The organism is Eudoraea algarum, assembly GCF_050589645.1.
Taxonomy (GTDB): Bacteria; Bacteroidota; Bacteroidia; order Flavobacteriales; family Flavobacteriaceae; genus JBNGOQ01.
On record NZ_JBNGOQ010000001.1, the window covers coordinates 622871 to 638753 of the forward strand.

Below are 15883 nucleotides of genomic sequence, written 5' to 3' on the forward strand. Positions count from 1 at the left end.
TTTGATTAAAACCCTACCTCTATGCCGAAGGTGTACGACCTTGTTTGGGGATAACTAAACAGGGAAAACTCCCCGGGGACAAATCCGGCATCCCCGGGCTCGGCATTTTCAGCGGAACCAAGGCCTATTTCAGGATCTCCTTCATATTCCGTTATGGTTAGAATGTTTTGGCCTGTGGCAAATATCCGCAGGGAATTGATACCCGTATCCTTTAAAAATTTGTTGGGAACATTATAGTCCAGAGTGAGGGTCCTTAGTCGGATGTAATCCCCCCGCTCCAGAAATCGCGTCGAAGTTTGGTCGGCTGTCTCCGCGAACAAGGGACTTGGCAATACGTTTTGGTCGCCAGGTTGCCTCCAGTAGTTAAAAGCCTCTTCCCTTTGATTGGCGTCAATATTTCCAATGGCTATTCCTGCAGAACGCTGAAGGTTCAGGATGTAGTTCCCCGACCTAAAGACGAAGTCGCCCCGCAGTCCAAAACCTTTATAACGAACCGAAGTGAAGAATCCACCTTCAAAATCGGCATTGGGTGATTTACCCTCCAACAGGGTTTGAAAACCCGGACTGAATTCGTTGGTGACGTTTCCATCGGTATCTAGGTACAAGGGTTCCCCATTGGCCGGGTTTACCCCTGCATAACGCTCCAGGTAAAAGGAATTGATTTCTTCGCCCTCCCGTAATATGGTGTTGCCGTTAATGATATCCTCACCATTGACCAGGGATAACACCTTATTGTCCAAAAAGGTAATGTTCCCACCTACGGACCAAAGGAGGTTGTCGTTTCTAATGATATCTGCATTAAGGGAAACCTCAATACCGCTGTTCTCCACTTCTCCGATATTTGCCAAAATGGAATCGTCCTCATCTCCGACCGTTCTGGAAAGTGGCTGATTCAAGAGCAGGTCCTTTGAATTTTTTTTGAAATAGTCGACCACACCGTTGATTCGGTTGTTGAACAACCCGTACTCCAGGCCTATATCCAAAATTGCTTGGGACTCCCATTGAATGGCAGGATTCCCCACCCCTATGGGAATGGCGGTAGTGAAACCGTTATAGGTATCGAAGGATAGCAGGTTCAGGAATTCGAAGTCTCCGATGTTTTGGTTTCCAGACGTCCCATAAGAAGCTCTTAGCTTAAGATTGTTAAAAACGGAATTTTCCATGAAGTTCTCATTGGAAATATTCCATGCAGCGCTACCACTAAAGAAGGACCCAAACTTATTATCAGGACCAAAACGGGAGGAACCGTCCCTCCTGATGGAACCGGAAAGAATATATTTACCTTCGTAATCATAATCCACAAAAAGCCCTTGGGAGAATAGGATTCTTCTATCTTCTTCCGTACCGGAATCAGTTGCCTCGGCAGCTACATCCTGAAATGGAATATCAGGTGATGGGAAGCCCCTTGCTGCGGCGAAAAGATCGGTTCTAATGTTCTCGTTATATTCCAAAAGGAAACCTACGGACAAATTGTGTACCGAATTGAAGGTGTCCGTATAGGTGAATAGGTTATTGACGTTGTATTCGAAATCGAGTGCAAAATTATCTGTTTGTGTCCCTGGAAAGTTGACATCCCCAACGAACTGCTGCAATACACCGCCAGACAAGGACCTGACAGTTCTATTAAACCTATTGCTGACCGCTCCCACCGTAAAACGGTTTGAGAACTTGTCCGATAGTTTCACGTCGGCAGAAAGGTTGCCGATGATCAGCAAGTTCCTGTTGTCTTCGGGCTCCGTGGTAAGCGCCCTAGCGATGGGAAAACCGGTCGAAGTGGGGTTAAATACGTTATTGCCATCGGCGTCAACGACAATAGCACCATTCCCATCCCTCAAAAAAACGGGCTCATACGGATTGTAGTCATAAAACCCTCGAAAGGGATTTTGTACATTGTTCCTATCCCTTGGCAAATCCGTCGTACTCCGAGCCAGGGAAATATTGGCCCCGAGGTTTAACCATTCCTTGGCTTGATAGGTGGTGTTTAAACGAGCGGAGACCCGCTCAAATCCATCAATTCTGTCAATGATACCTGTATTCTTATCATATCCCAAGGAAAGAAAATAGGTTAAGCGTTCGTCCCCTCCAGAAACACTCAGCGAATTTGATTGGATGATGGAATTTCTCAAAAGTTCTTCCTCCCAATCGGTATCCAAGGCAATAAGCGCAGCCAGTTGTGTTGGGGAAGCGGTGGCTCCCGGCAGACTTTGTGCTGCATTGACACCTAGTTCTGCAAATTGCCTTTCCAGTTCCAACTTGCGCTCCGCGTCCAAAAGATCGAAGGGATCTGGAATCCGTTCCGCAAAGCCATAGGAAGACCTGAAGGTTATTTGCGCATCTCCGGATCTACCTTTCTTGGTGGTTATCAAGACGACACCATTAGCACCTCTAGAACCGTATTTGGAAACTGTGGCGGCGTCCTTGAGAATGGAAAATGATGCTATATCATTTGGATTGATGTTGCTAATGGGGTTGAAATCCCGCGTGGTGTCCACAGGAATAGGTGTTCCATCAATCACATAAAGCGGTGTGGTCTGGGCATTGATAGATCCAATTCCCCGGATTTGGACGAAGGCCGTATTGCCAGGCCTGCCATTTGCCGCAGTAACGGCAACACCTGCCGCCTGTCCCTGAAGTATGTTATCTATACTGGTAGAAGGCACGAAGGCTTCTATCTTCTCCGTAGAGACCGTTGAAATGGCCGAAGTGGAAAGTTCTCTGGACTTGGAACCATAGCCCACAACAACCACCTCCTCCAAAGCTTCGGCGTCTTCCTGCATTTGCACATTAATGACCGATGGGATTTCTACAGTTCTTTCCGCCGTGTTTTGGCCGATATAAGAGAATACCAGAATCTGACCAACACTGGCATTGATGGAATAATTTCCGTCAAAATCGGTCTGTGTACCTGTCGTTGTTCCTTTTATCAAGACATTTACACCGGGCAGAGGCAAGGATTCCTGGTCCGTGACCCTACCATTGATTGTTTTCGTCTGTGCTATTGCCGAGCTTATTCCCAATAACAAAAGCACAATCACAATCCAAGAGTTGTTTACTTTCATAATCAAAGTTTTGGTTAAAAAATGAGTTAGTGCAATTAAGAAAGGCAGGCAGGATGGAGATTCGTACTAATTCAATTAATACTTAAAATGAGAACAAAGCTTAATGATTCTTTTATTCCAAAAAAGTAAGACTGACCCTCTCTCTCCCTGCCCTACCTTTACAATTGCGGGATAAAACAATAAAAAGATTGGGATCAAACAGTTAGCCCTTATAGTGACAAACTAATTATCCGAGACTAATTAAAAGTTTACTACCCTATGTGGATGCTTGGTGTTTGGAGAGATAATGGGTAGGCGTAACGCCCTTAAACTTTTTGAAGGCCCTGTAAAAACTTACCTTGTTATTAAATCCTGATCTATAGGCAATCTCAATAGTGCTGAGATTTTCGGTGTTGTTCAAAAGGAGTCTTACCACCTCTTCCACACGGAATTTGTTGATGAGATCAAAAAAGCCCATTTGAAAATGCTCATTGACCAATTGTGAGGTATGATGCCTGGCAATACCCAGATATTCGGATAGGTCGTTTAGTCTAAGATCATTGTTCAGATAAAGCTTGTCCTTATGCATTCCATCGAGAAGTTTTTGTTTGTAATGTATAGAGAGCTTGGCCGAAAAACCGGCATTCTTGTATTTGACCGGAGATCCAAGCGCTTTTAGAACTCTTCCGTTAAAAAGCTCCGGATGTATGTATCCTAAATAGGTGACAAAACCTAGAAACAGGGTTAGCCCCGTGATAAGTGTATAGTAGTACTCCGCCTTATAACCGTTAAAAACGACCATGATGAAATACAACGTCCTAAGCGTACAGAATCCCAAGAAAACCAGGGTAATGGTCTTTATCCAAAAGGTAATTTCAAATCCTTTGTACGTATACTTCCGATAGATTCGGTAGGCGGCCAATCCATAAAAAAACAAGCTGCTGAGTATGAACCCAACTAGGAAATAGGGATTGATGATGGACTTGTGTTGTGCACGGATTCCGTCCTTCGTCAATGCCTCCTTAAGTTCAGCTGGGATCAAAAAAATCCCGAGGCAAGAAATCAAAACGATAGCTGCGGGAATAAGGTGTAACAGTACCTCATTTAACTTGAGCTTACGCTGTGTAATACGTCGCTTTACAAACAGAAAAAATAAGGGCCCAACAAGCGCGATGGGCAAAAAATAGAAAGCCGATAATTTTTTGATGAGTTTTGGATTTTCACAAGACCAATATAAAACGCTATTAAAAAGGTTGTAGGATAACAGAAAAAGAAAGATAAACCAAATAATCTTGGCAACACGATCACCTTTTCTATTGAAAATGAAGATGAACCCGATAAAAACTGCCTGCACTGCGAACGACAGGATTACGACCTCAAAAAAGTCCATAGAAGTAGTTTTGGTTAGTAAAAGTGGTCACGAGCTTTCCCTATAAAAACACCGTCCGCTCTAACGATCCACGGGAAACAATTCTTCAAAATTAAAGTATCGGGTAGCGTACCGCGTTAGCTTTTACAAGGGCTTACTCTATTTATATTTTTTTTAACTCCCTATTAGCCCTTGACCCCGTGTGCCAATTGTTCCAGTGTGCCAGTGTAGACCGCCATTAAAGACCATTGAATCAAAGGCGTATCAGCAGAACCAAAGACCGCTGTTCAATAGTACTATTCTGTTAGCGCAAAATCGACAACCTTTATAATGATTGTCTTTTTTGGCCTGAACCCGATTCAATTGTTATCACAAAAATTGAAATCAGCATAACACATAAAGGCAAGTTGGCTTTTTGTTTTTCTGAGCTTTGGGCCCGTGGTTGGGGTTATCATCCTTCACGGACAACATGGCCCTGAAATGATACGGGTCGCGGGCCGCAAACGTCGGCATTCGAGTCCTGCCCGTCCCGCCATCGGCGGAATCCGGAAATTGGTTGCATGGGCAAAACCCCACAGAAGGTAGTTCGACTTATTTTAGGGATGTTCAACTGAAAAAATTCGGGGATACTATCCATTGGGATACATTTGAAGGACCATAGCATAAGTAGGTTAAGTTCATGGTAAGATTTGGGGAAAAAGGTGGGGCATTGCCCCACCTTTTTATGGTTGTTAATCCCAGTTAATGTTCTCTAAGCTGACGATACCGCCTAATTGACGGGGACTTCAAAGGTTAGAAATTCGTTCTCCCCGTTTTCGTCCGTGCCGGTCCATATCCGAAAAATGTAGGTCTGATCATGGAATACCTCAAAATCAAAGGTGGCGGTACGTTCTTCCATGTCCGGTAAGCAGGCCTCTTCGGGAAAGCGTGTGCCTATGGCGACGATCTGTCGCTCGGTCAGTCCCGTGGAGGTAAAATCGAAACCCTCAAACAAGGTGCAGGCATCCGGAATCAAAAAGGTCACTTCTATAGTATATACCTCCCCGACCGTAAAGGTGACCGGGAAGTCGGCATCGGTGACCTGCAAGATCACAATCTGAACTCCCGTTGCGTCGTCATCGGTATTACAGCCCGCAAAACCCAGCAGCCCGATCATCAGTAAAAAGAGGAATGCTTTTTTCATGGCGTTCTTTTTTAATAAGATACGCATTCTGGTGTTAGGGTTGCTTGTTAAATTTTACTGTTTGCCGTAAACAAAAGCTCTTGGTTAAGGAAAATAGGATATTGGATGGAAGCTGCTTTTTGTAAGGTGCGGCTTACCGAACAATAGCTCTCCTATATCATTTGGGTTATATCCCAGTACATTTTCTTGTCGGTCAACACGATGAGATAGACCTTGACACCGATCTTGATAAAAAGCGCAGCTTGGGCCGCTCCGTTCATTAGGTTGTCCAATTCAATCCAAAAACTTCCGCTATTTTGGAGGTTTAAATTTTGACCAATGTAGAACTATAATCATGGATTATATCATTTTTAGGTCTCGGATAGTAGATTGTTTGTTTGAATTTTGCCGGTAGTCTCAGCTGCGGTTTCATCGTTTAAATTCCATCGTTCCCTTATCCGGATAGGGCACTTGTCTTGTACAGGCGTTTAACCAAACGCTCTATAGTAAGCCCTTGTCCCAATATTGAAAATACCACGACCACATAGGTGACAAATAGAAATAGCTCCCTGTGCATCGTTTCCGTTAAGCTCAATGCCAATGCTATGGAGATTCCCCCACGCAGGCCGCCCCAGGTCATCACCAAATTCGTTTTGGGAACAAAATCCAGTTTCTTTTTAAAGAAATTGATCGGGAGCAATAAGGACAAAAACCGGCTTATCAAAATAACGGGAATGGCCAACAATCCGGCCAACAAGTAACTGCCATCATAAGCAAGTACCAGCATTTCCATACCGATCAATACAAATAAAATGGTATTCAAGAGGATATCCATTAACTCCCAAAAATTATCTACGTAGTTTTCTGTCTGTTCGGACATAGCGTTTTCCCGGACACGATCGGTGCCTATCAACAGTCCGGCGGTTACCATGGCCAAGGGTGCCGAAAAATGAAATTTCTGCGCGATTACCGTGCCCACCATCACTACGGCAAGCGTTATAATGACCTCGATTTGATAATCATCGATTCTTTTCATAAATCGATAGGCCAACCATCCCAGCACCATCCCTAAAACGATACCTCCAAAAACTTCTTCCACAAACAGCTCTGCGATATGGGAGACCTCAATTGCCTCGCCGCCCAGGGAAGCAATTTGAAATATGGTAAGGAATACAATAACGCCTACGCCGTCATTGAACAAGGATTCCCCTACAATTTTTGTTTCCAGTTTTTTAGGGACCCCGGCCTTTTTAAGAATGCCCAACACGGCTATGGGATCGGTTGGAGAAATTAGGGCCCCGAACAAGAGGCAATGGATATAATTTACGTCCAGATGCATGGAACCAAGTACAAAATACATAAAGGTTCCCACCAAAAAAGTGGACGCCAGGACGCCTAATGTAGAAAATACAAAAATAGGCCAGCGCTGTACCCTAAGACGTTCAAAATTGGTATGGAGCGCTCCCGCGAAAAGTAGAAAACTTAACATGACATCCAATAATAATGTTTTGAAGTCTATACGGGCAATAATATATCTTTCCGCATTTAGCAGCGTGTCATCAAAATAACTGACTACAAAAACAGCTAGGGTAAACAGAATGGTGATCAGCATTAAGCCTATGGTATTGGGCAGTTTTAGGAAACGCACATTGATATACCCAAAAATGGCAGATAACAATACAAGGATGGAAGCAATTAGGAAGTAGTCCATGGTTTTTAAGGTTTAATGGCGTTTTAAAGATAAGCCCGTTTCGCTTAATTACAACAACGGCCCTTTTTTCTAAAAATCAGCCGCTGCGGATCTTATGGATTCATCCGTACTTTTCTTGGTTTCTTCCAAAAATCGCCCAAATCGTAACCGATAAAAAGTGTCCTTTTTCGGGTAAACGGGAGGCTCTTAGGATGCGATAATCCAATAAAAAGGGCAATATCTATGAATTATTCATAGGAAATTGGTTAAAAAAATGAAAAACCTATGAAATATTACTAATAGGGCTTCCAAAACATTTTTTCAACTTTGGACACATGAACACCCCAATATCTAATCTTATGAAAAAATCTAAAACCTACAAAGTGGCCCTGGGATGCCTTCTTATGTTCCTTTGCTGTACTATAAGTGCGCAGCGTCCCAAGACAGTCAACGTCAGCAATCCAAATATAGGAGAGGCCGATAAAAGAATCGATGACTATCGGAAACTTTTAAAGCTAGGGTATTCCGAAAAAGAAATTTTTGAGGACTTGGGAAATGTCAACTTCCTGACCGAAAATTATGGAACCGCGGCTTTCTGGTATCAAAAACTCATGGACATCAGTGAGGACGATGCGGTAAGTGCCAGTTACCACAAGCGGTATCAATACGCAATGAAGATGTCGAGGAACCCTGCTGAGGGCACCTTGAACGAACAGGACTGGTTGGCCGAGATCAGGGCGGACTATCAACTAAAAAAGAATCCCCAGCAAGGGGAACAGGCCCAACCCTTGGCGGGCAAATACAGAGAGATCAACTTTCAAGTGGATAATTCATCACAGGCTTTACGCGAGCTTGTCCAATACGAAATTGGAGAAGGCAACGACCTTGGGGCCGATGCAGGTGAAAAGCTTGGATATCGAAACGCTTACCAGCCCCCGGTGGCCCTAACGGCAGATGGCAAGACCGCATATTTCAGTAAGGCGATCTATGTAAAACCATTGTACGGCTTGTTTTCCAAAAAACAACTGGTCCACAAAATATTTAAGGCCGATAGGATCAACGGGCAATGGAAAAATATCCAGGAAGTTGCCGTGTGCCCCAAACACGCTTCCGCAATGCATCCTGCGATTTCCGAGGATGGCAAGCGTCTGTTCTTTGCCTCGGACATGCCCGGCACTTTTGGAAAATACGATATCTACGTTTCGGCCATACACAATGACGGTACGGTAGGTATTGCGAAAAACCTGGGTGAAAAGGTAAATACGGAAAAGAATGACCTATACCCCAACATCGTAGGGGGCAATTCACTGTTTTTTGCTTCCGATGGGCGTAAGGGCAATGGTGGTCTGGATATCTATCTGGCAGAGGTAGGTCACAAAAAAGTGGGCCGTTCCTTTAACCTGGGCAGCCCGATCAACAGTGATCAGGACGATTTCTCCATAGTACTTATGACCGAAAGGGGAACAGGCTATGTCATGTCTAACCGCAATAGGGATAAGGACGTTGTTCAACAGCTGGCCTTCTCCTATTCCGAGACTAGAAAGAGTACTCCAATGGAGCAAAAGGAGTACAATCTTTTGGAGACCTTGAACAACGATTTAAAAATCGATTATTCCACGACCATTTTTGAAGATCAGGAATAAGGAGCATCTACCCTTGATGGTTAACTATGAGTATTTCATAGGGAGTCCACAGCTGTAAAAGGTTAACTTAGAATCGTTAAGGTCCCATGTTTGCAAGAGCACATGTTTACGAAAAGAGACATCGGACGCTTAACTATCAGAACAATATTAACACGTACTAAGATGAACTATAGCACTACCATAACAAAGCGAGTATTCCAAGTGATACTATTTTGCCTGGTTCTAGGAGCGCAGCCATCGTACGGTCAGGAGGGGCAGCAGATCAACACGAATTTCAGTTTAAATACGCCCTTTCACAATCAACTGTTTTTTAATAGGTTTTTGGTCAACCCCACTTTTTCATTGGTTAGGGAAAACAAATCCTATCTAAACATACTGCACAGGAATCAGTACACCACCTTTGAAGACAATGTCCAAAATTACTTTGTGGGCTTCAGCAACAAGTTAAACGACCATACGGCCCTGGGAATTGGCGTCTACGGCCAATGGACTGGAGTAATACAAGAGTTTGGCTTTAATGCCAATTATGCCACGTCTGTCCGATTAGGTGAGAAGAGCAAATTGACCTTTGGTACCAACCTCACCTATTTGAGCGAAGGACTCGATAAAAATAGGGTGGTCGCTGCCGAAAACGATCCTGCACTTTTGGAAGCCGAGAAAGAAAGTAAAATCTCCATCCAACCAGGAATCACCCTTTCTGTTGGCAAATTTGATTTTGGGCTGTATGCACAGGAGCTGTTCAATTACAATCAAAGCACTAATCAGTTGCTGATGAACCTCAATGACAGGTCGGTCAAAGCATCGCTCCAATATACCCATGCCTTTATGGCCACCTCGGGTCTGTTTGCCAATGCCAGGTTAATGCCGTTGTTGCAAGTGGGCAGAAATGAGGACGCCAGTTTGTCCTACATTGGCTCTCTATTATTGGATCTGCCCGAATACGGTTGGGTACAGAGCACCTTGGATGACAACTATGGGCTGTCCTTGGGTCTTGGATTCAATCTTAGTAAAAAATTATCTCTGGGATATTTAATGGAAAAAAACTTCTTCCAAATAGAATCCAACCTCGGTTGGAACCACGAATTGTCCTTGGCGTATACCTTTAAGGATGAGCTTCCCGCTGCCTACAGTTACACTGCAAGTTCAGAAGAGGCAACGATCGATGAGGTCGTAAGAAATTATGAAGAACAAATTTTGCAGCTACGGGCGGAACAGAACACAGATCAGGAAGGCGACGAGAACACCCTTGCCTATGAGAACCGTCTGATTTTGGATGAGCTCATCCTACGCCAAGATTCCATAGAGTCCGCTCGAAACGATATGTTGGAAAAAAAGTTCGAAACCATGGTGCGGATCTTGCGCAACGAGATGAAAACGAAAAATGATTCCGAGAATAAGTACCGAAGAAAGGAGCCTAAAGCTTCCTATGAAACGGCAGTCGCATCCATAGAGCACGTTACCCCCACCAGTTTGGATGCTGCCGAACATAACGGCTTTATTGAGTTGCCCATAAAAGTCCTCAACCAGTCCGATATCGTTGGTGTAAAATCAGGATACTATCTTATCGCCAATGTGTACAAAAATAAAAAATGGTTGAACGCTTTTATGAAGCGTTTAAAGGCCCAAGGCCTAAACGCAAAACAGTTCTATAACAAGGAGAACGGTCTGTACTATGTGTACCTGGCAGATTTTGATATGAAGAAGGACGCCCAAACGGCTTTTGTCTCCAACTTAAACGGAAAATACCGGGATGAAAAATGGATTATGCAGGTAGATAACCCAAACACGGCAACGGCCGATGTGATGTTCGAAGATTAAATTTTAGTTCAAGGGGGCGGTGCATCATACATAGCTCATTGCCCGTCCCTATTGACTAAAATTGTATACAGGAAAAATGGAAACGGTTAAAAACGAGCAATTCCAGGAATACAATCAGCAAGTTTAGCCCAAAACCCGAGCGCCCATAAAAAGATAAAAACTGTAAGGTGCATTTGAACGAAAAAACATACAAAATCGAAAAACCTACATATATTTTTAGTATATTTAATTATAGAAAGTAGTAGAAAAAACTACTGGATAACCCTCAAATCCCCCAATATGAAAACTTATCTTAACCTCAGGAACACCACAAAAAAAGCTGTTGGCATCGATCCAAAAGCAGGTGCCGATTCCAACAAGTTTCTTTTTAGGTCTTATTTACAAAACCCCGGAGGATATCAACTCTGTTAAAAAGACCGGATAGCCATTTTATTTAGCGTATAGTACATTGAACAGGGCAACCTGTTTAAGGTTACGAACATCCAAAACGTCAAGGTAGCGACCAGATGACGGAGCTTTAACGCTCCAATTATTCCCCGCGCCCAAGATCAATGAGGAATGCTATGAAATGATATCCCGCAAAACGTACCAAATGCAACCCAATAAATCTTATATGATACAATCAAATACTATGAGCTATGAAGTCAAACATTCTAAAAGTTATCGTAATCGACAATGACCTACAATTTCATGACGCGTACAAGTACTATTTTGAAAAGTACTTGGATTATTCCTTGGAAGGAATCTATGTTTCGGTAGCGGATGCCCTATCGGACTATGATCGGATATTGCCCGATATTATTGTTACCGAAGCCTCCATGCCCGATGAATGTGGCATAGAAGGAATCGGACACTTTCGAAAGAAAGACCCGGATGTAAATATCATTACCGTAAGTGCCATGAGCGATTTTGAGTTGATCAAAAGGGCGTTCAAGAACGGCGCCAATGGCTATCTTACCAAACCGGTGAGCAAGAAACGCCTGTACCATGCCTTGAATTCGATCAAGTACGAGGGCGCCACTATGAGCAATGATATTGCAAAAAAGGTGATTTCCATGTTCCAACGGAAATCCTATGACTCCTTTTCCGATCGGGAGAACGAGATCATTGATTATCTAGGACAGGGAGCTACCTACAAAACCATAGCGGACAAGCTTTTTGTTACCCCTAGTACGGTTAATTTCCATATCCAGAACATCTATTTGAAACTGGATGTGAATTCAAAATCGGAAGCATTGAGCAAATTGCGATTGCTGGATAGTGCATAATCATTGAATCTAGAAAAAAGAGTATGATAATATAATTACGCAATTTTTACATCTTAAGGGCATATTACATTGGTAGCTCCCAAAAACATGAGTTCCATAAAAGTTTTGGGGGAGCGGGACCACTGATGATCCGCATTGCGGAAATCAGAATGCCGGTCAAGCTACGCTTACCGGCATTCGAGTCCCGCCGTACCAATCAACACCTTATAAAAATTATGTGTATCCATCCCAAATAAACCGCACAAATGATTCCGGGCCATTGGAAAAATTAGTACTTTATACCAAATGTTGAGCACTTGGTATTCGAGACCTATATCCCAAAAAACGAGCTAGGGAATATCCTGGTAAATATGGTATATCACAAAGGATATGCCCCAGAGCATTCCAAGGAACGTTTTCTGCCCGATGGAACCACGAACATTGTTTTTGACCTTCAGGACGATCCCAAATACATTTATGATAACAAGACCTTGAAAAAAAAGCAGGAATGCACCAAAGTCTGGTTTTCGGGAATGCATACCCAATATCTCACCATTAGCTCTGGCCAGCATGCCGAAATGATGGTGGTTACCTTTAGGGCCGGAGGCGCCCATACCCTTTTGAAAGATTCGCTCTACCCCTTTAAGGACGTTGTTGTTCCCGGCGGGCAGGTCTTTGGCGAACCTGTTTTTGCCCTCAGACGGGAGCTTATACAAAAATTGGACATTCAGGAGAAATTCGAAGCGTTGGAGCAGTGGTTACTGAGGTCATGTCATTTTAAATCGGACCTCCAAAAAGCGATGCGGCCCTTTGTTGGAGAAATCGACCAATCCAAGGGACAAATAAAGCTGCAGGAAATGGCGTTCAACTCGGGCTATTCCCAAAAGCAGTTCATCCATCTGTTCAAACAGTATGTAGGGCTCACCCCAAAACACTACCATCGGATTATACGGTTCAACGATATTCTAAATGCCATGTATGGAAAGAAGAAATTGGAATGGGCAAGTATTGCCCTGGACTGTGGTTATTTTGACCAAGCACATTTTATCAAGGATTTCAAGGCTTTTTCGGGCTTGAATCCCAAAAAATACATCGACGAGCAGGGCGGTTGGCCCCATTATGTGCCCATAAGGTAAATTTTTTACAATGCCGATTCGGTCGGTTACCATTTCTTTGTGACAGTTTAACTAATTGACCGAATATGGAAACCATCTACATTAATCACATCGCGGTATTTGTCTGCGCACTGTTAAACCTGGTTGTAGGGGCCTTATGGTACTCCCCGGCCCTTTTCTACAAAGCGTGGAAGAAAGAAAATGCCTTGAGCGATGAGGATTTCAAACAGGTGAATATGGGTAAGATGTATCTCATCAGCTTTTTGTTGGCACTCATTATGTCCTATAATATGGCCTTTTTTCTCGGGGACCCTGGAACGGATTGGACCTGGGGGACCACTGCTGGCTTCCTGGCCGGTTTTGGATGGAGCGCTATGATATTTGCAACCATTGCGATTTTTGAATTAAAATCCTGGAAGTATATCCTAATCAACGGGGGTTATATTGTTTTCTATTTTTCATTGATCGGATTTGTTCTTGGAATATGGCGATAACCTAAAAAAGCAACCTATGAGGATTTCCCTGTTTTTAAGCCTGATTTTTGCCCTTTCCTGTGCGGCGCAGGACACGTATCAGATTGCATACAATGTATTGGAGGATGCCCAGTCCGGAGACTACGAGGTGTACCTTATGGATATGGATGGGAGCAACCAACGGAATTTATCGAAGCACCCCGGGGTAGACTGGGTGTATTACGCTTTTGAAAACAAGATTTATCTTCTTTCTGACCGAGATAGCTGTAACCGCTGCTTCTACCTTTATGAGATGGAGGTAAACTCGGGAAAGCTGCGAAAGATGACCGACTTTCAACTTGCCGACAGCTGGTTTTCTGCTAGAAAACAGGGGAGTGAGTTCGTTGTAAAACCTGCAGGGAAAGACTTTTCCGGCTTTTATATCATTAACCTTAAGGGCGAGGTAATAGACCGCATTTCCATAGACCTGGCCTATATAAACGATCCCGCTTTTTCCCCAGATGGGAAGCAGATCGTTTTCAGGGGAGCGACCAAAGCATCGCCCAGGGAATTGGGGTTTACCGATGAACTTTACCGACTGGAAATAGGGTCCGGGAAGGTCACAAAGCTTACCTCGCATCCAGAGGCCGACGAAAAGGCACAGTGGGCGGGTTATTTGTCCGCAGCACCCAGATGGCCCAGGGATGGCAGCATCTCCTTTGGTTCCAAACGGAATGGTAATTACGATATCTATGAAATCGACCCGGACGGTGCTGGCCTAAAAGCCCTTACCAAGAAAGAGAACAATCAGGTGTTTCACAGTTGGAACGATCAGGGTTTTTTGGTCTTTGAAGCTTCCATGAACAATCGGGACGGTTACGAACTGTATCTCAGGGACCCTAAGGGTACTACCCTCCGGTTGACCCAAGATGAAATAGAACAGTACGCCCCGGTGTTTGTAAAAAAACAAAAACCCTGAGCGGCAAGGGCTTTCTTGCCTAACATTCTAGGGAAACCTATAATAGCAATGTTGTCCAGATCAAAAATTGTATCCTACAACATATTCATAAGCCTATTTAAAATTTTAATGCATTTTTAGGGTACAGGCTTTTATTCAATCATAAAACGAACCCTTGATGGTATACCCTGTTTTACGGTATGTTCTGTTTACAGCGCTATTTGCTTTCGCGGCAGATAGCGCCATCAGGGAAGAGGCGCCAGGGTTTAAGAACGTTAGTGACACACATCTTATCAGTACCCGCCTAGGGAACAATTCCATGGATGGCGAGGCCGTTGACATAGACCAGGATGGGGATATGGATATGATATTGGCCATGGAATATAAAAGAAATGTCATTTTGATCAATGATGGTACCGGAAAACTGGAGGACCAGAGTGCACAGCGGTTTCCGGACAGCCAACACGATTCCGAAGATATGGCCATAGCCGATTTTGATCAGGACGGTGATATGGATATCGTTTTTGTTAGTGAGGACGACCGCACCAATGAATACTACCTAAACAAGGGGAATGGCTATTTTGAGAACGCGAGTGCACTATTGAAAGTAAAAGGAATCTCAAACCTGGTAGGGACCACAGATTTTAACTCGGATGGTTTCCCCGACCTAATTGTGGGCAACCAAGGACAGAACTTTGTCCTGTTGAACGACGGCAAAGGCCAATTTCTTGACCGTACGAGCGCCTATCTGACATCCAATACCTATACCACCCAGGATCTGGAACTTGCCGATTTGGACGGTGATGGGGATTTGGACATGGTAGAGGCGAACGAGACCTATAACAGGGTGTTGATCAATTCGGGCAAGGGAAGTTTTGTAGACGAGTCCAAAAAAAGATTGCCCCGGGTAAACGACCAGACGCGCGAGGTGGAAGTGGCGGACATCGACGCGGATGGAGATCTTGACATTTTCTTTGCAAACGTTGATTTTCGGGGATTTGGCAATCCACAGAATAGGCTTTTGATAAATGATGGTAAAGGCTACTTTACGGAGATTACAGAGGAGGCACTGCCTAAAAGTGCCTACCGTACCGTAGGGGCCACCTTTTTTGATGTAAATAATGATCATTATATGGATATCCTTTCCGGCAATAGATTTAACGGCACACAAATGATCGTACTCCTAAACGATCGCAAGAGCCGTTTTGTGGATAGGACCAAGGAATATTTTCCGGAATGTAACAGTTACACCTTCGACTTCCAAGTGGCTGATTTTAATGCCGATGGATTAATGGATGTTTATTTGTGTAACTTTAGGGGAAAGGATATCCTTTTGTTTAGGGAGCAAAACTAAGCCAGGGGCCAAGCAATGGTCCTGGATATATTTTTAG

The 15883-nt window shown here is 43.8% G+C and carries 12 protein-coding genes; 8 read left to right on the forward strand and 4 right to left on the reverse strand.

The window, feature by feature from the left end; all coding sequences use genetic code 11:
• Window positions 1-5 precede the first annotated feature (5 nt).
• The 4 genes from ACRD67_RS02845 to ACRD67_RS02860 form a co-directional block, all read right to left on the reverse strand.
• Complete coding sequence (locus ACRD67_RS02845) at window positions 6-3059, reverse strand: SusC/RagA family TonB-linked outer membrane protein (protein ID WP_430965522.1); 3054 nt, start codon at window positions 3057-3059, stop codon at window positions 6-8.
• Between the two features lie 256 nt (window positions 3060-3315).
• On the reverse strand, window positions 3316-4428 hold the full coding sequence (locus tag ACRD67_RS02850) for an AraC family transcriptional regulator (RefSeq protein ID WP_430965523.1): 1113 nt from the start codon (window positions 4426-4428) through the stop codon (window positions 3316-3318).
• Between the two features lie 748 nt (window positions 4429-5176).
• A complete protein-coding gene (locus ACRD67_RS02855) occupies window positions 5177-5590 on the reverse strand; it encodes a hypothetical protein (protein ID WP_430965524.1) in 414 nt (137 codons plus the stop codon).
• Window positions 5591-6023: 433 nt separating this feature from the next.
• The gene (locus ACRD67_RS02860; protein WP_430965525.1) at window positions 6024-7280 is read right to left on the reverse strand and encodes a cation:proton antiporter; all 1257 of its coding nucleotides are present in this window, start codon (window positions 7278-7280) and stop codon (window positions 6024-6026) included.
• A gap of 338 nt (window positions 7281-7618) precedes the next feature.
• Between ACRD67_RS02860 and ACRD67_RS02865 the strand changes: the two genes are divergently transcribed.
• The 8 genes from ACRD67_RS02865 (at window position 7619) to ACRD67_RS02900 (ending at window position 15846) form a co-directional block, all read left to right on the forward strand.
• Window positions 7619-8902, forward strand: coding sequence for a cell envelope biogenesis protein OmpA (locus ACRD67_RS02865; RefSeq protein WP_430965526.1), 1284 nt, complete (start codon window positions 7619-7621; stop codon window positions 8900-8902).
• Window positions 8903-9103: 201 nt separating this feature from the next.
• Window positions 9104-10720: a PorP/SprF family type IX secretion system membrane protein gene (locus ACRD67_RS02870; protein ID WP_430965527.1), complete on the forward strand. Its 1617-nt coding sequence runs from the start codon at window positions 9104-9106 to the stop codon at window positions 10718-10720.
• Between the two features lie 279 nt (window positions 10721-10999).
• Entirely contained in the window at window positions 11000-11131 is a 132-nt protein-coding gene (locus ACRD67_RS02875; protein WP_430965528.1) for a hypothetical protein, read from the forward strand.
• A 227-nt stretch (window positions 11132-11358) separates the two neighbouring features.
• Window positions 11359-11988, forward strand: a complete 630-nt coding sequence (locus tag ACRD67_RS02880; protein ID WP_430965529.1) for a response regulator — start codon at window positions 11359-11361, stop codon at window positions 11986-11988.
• Between the two features lie 296 nt (window positions 11989-12284).
• On the forward strand, window positions 12285-13103 hold the full coding sequence (locus ACRD67_RS02885) for a helix-turn-helix domain-containing protein (protein WP_430965530.1): 819 nt from the start codon (window positions 12285-12287) through the stop codon (window positions 13101-13103).
• A 65-nt stretch (window positions 13104-13168) separates the two neighbouring features.
• A complete protein-coding gene (locus ACRD67_RS02890; protein WP_430965531.1) occupies window positions 13169-13576 on the forward strand; it encodes a DUF1761 domain-containing protein in 408 nt (135 codons plus the stop codon).
• 16 nt (window positions 13577-13592) lie between these two features.
• Window positions 13593-14513 (forward strand): TolB family protein, encoded by a 921-nt coding sequence (locus ACRD67_RS02895; protein WP_430965532.1) that lies wholly within the window; start codon window positions 13593-13595, stop codon window positions 14511-14513.
• A gap of 157 nt (window positions 14514-14670) precedes the next feature.
• The gene (locus tag ACRD67_RS02900; protein WP_430965533.1) at window positions 14671-15846 is read left to right on the forward strand and encodes an FG-GAP repeat domain-containing protein; all 1176 of its coding nucleotides are present in this window, start codon (window positions 14671-14673) and stop codon (window positions 15844-15846) included.
• The last annotated feature ends 37 nt before the right edge of the window (window positions 15847-15883 follow it).

Excerpts from the sequence above, each read along its gene's own strand:
- ACRD67_RS02860 (WP_430965525.1), bottom strand. The coding sequence starts at position 7,280 with ATGGACTACTTCCTAATTGCTTCCATCCTTGTATTGTTATCTGCCATT.
- ACRD67_RS02875 (WP_430965528.1), top strand. The coding sequence starts at position 11,000 with ATGAAAACTTATCTTAACCTCAGGAACACCACAAAAAAAGCTGTTGGC.
- ACRD67_RS02845 (WP_430965522.1), bottom strand. The coding sequence starts at position 3,059 with ATGAAAGTAAACAACTCTTGGATTGTGATTGTGCTTTTGTTATTGGGA.
- ACRD67_RS02890 (WP_430965531.1), top strand. The coding sequence starts at position 13,169 with ATGGAAACCATCTACATTAATCACATCGCGGTATTTGTCTGCGCACTG.
- ACRD67_RS02895 (WP_430965532.1), top strand. The coding sequence starts at position 13,593 with ATGAGGATTTCCCTGTTTTTAAGCCTGATTTTTGCCCTTTCCTGTGCG.
- ACRD67_RS02900 (WP_430965533.1), top strand. The coding sequence starts at position 14,671 with ATGGTATACCCTGTTTTACGGTATGTTCTGTTTACAGCGCTATTTGCT.
- ACRD67_RS02880 (WP_430965529.1), top strand. The coding sequence starts at position 11,359 with ATGAAGTCAAACATTCTAAAAGTTATCGTAATCGACAATGACCTACAA.
- ACRD67_RS02865 (WP_430965526.1), top strand. The coding sequence starts at position 7,619 with ATGAAAAAATCTAAAACCTACAAAGTGGCCCTGGGATGCCTTCTTATG.
- ACRD67_RS02855 (WP_430965524.1), bottom strand. The coding sequence starts at position 5,590 with ATGAAAAAAGCATTCCTCTTTTTACTGATGATCGGGCTGCTGGGTTTT.
- ACRD67_RS02850 (WP_430965523.1), bottom strand. The coding sequence starts at position 4,428 with ATGGACTTTTTTGAGGTCGTAATCCTGTCGTTCGCAGTGCAGGCAGTT.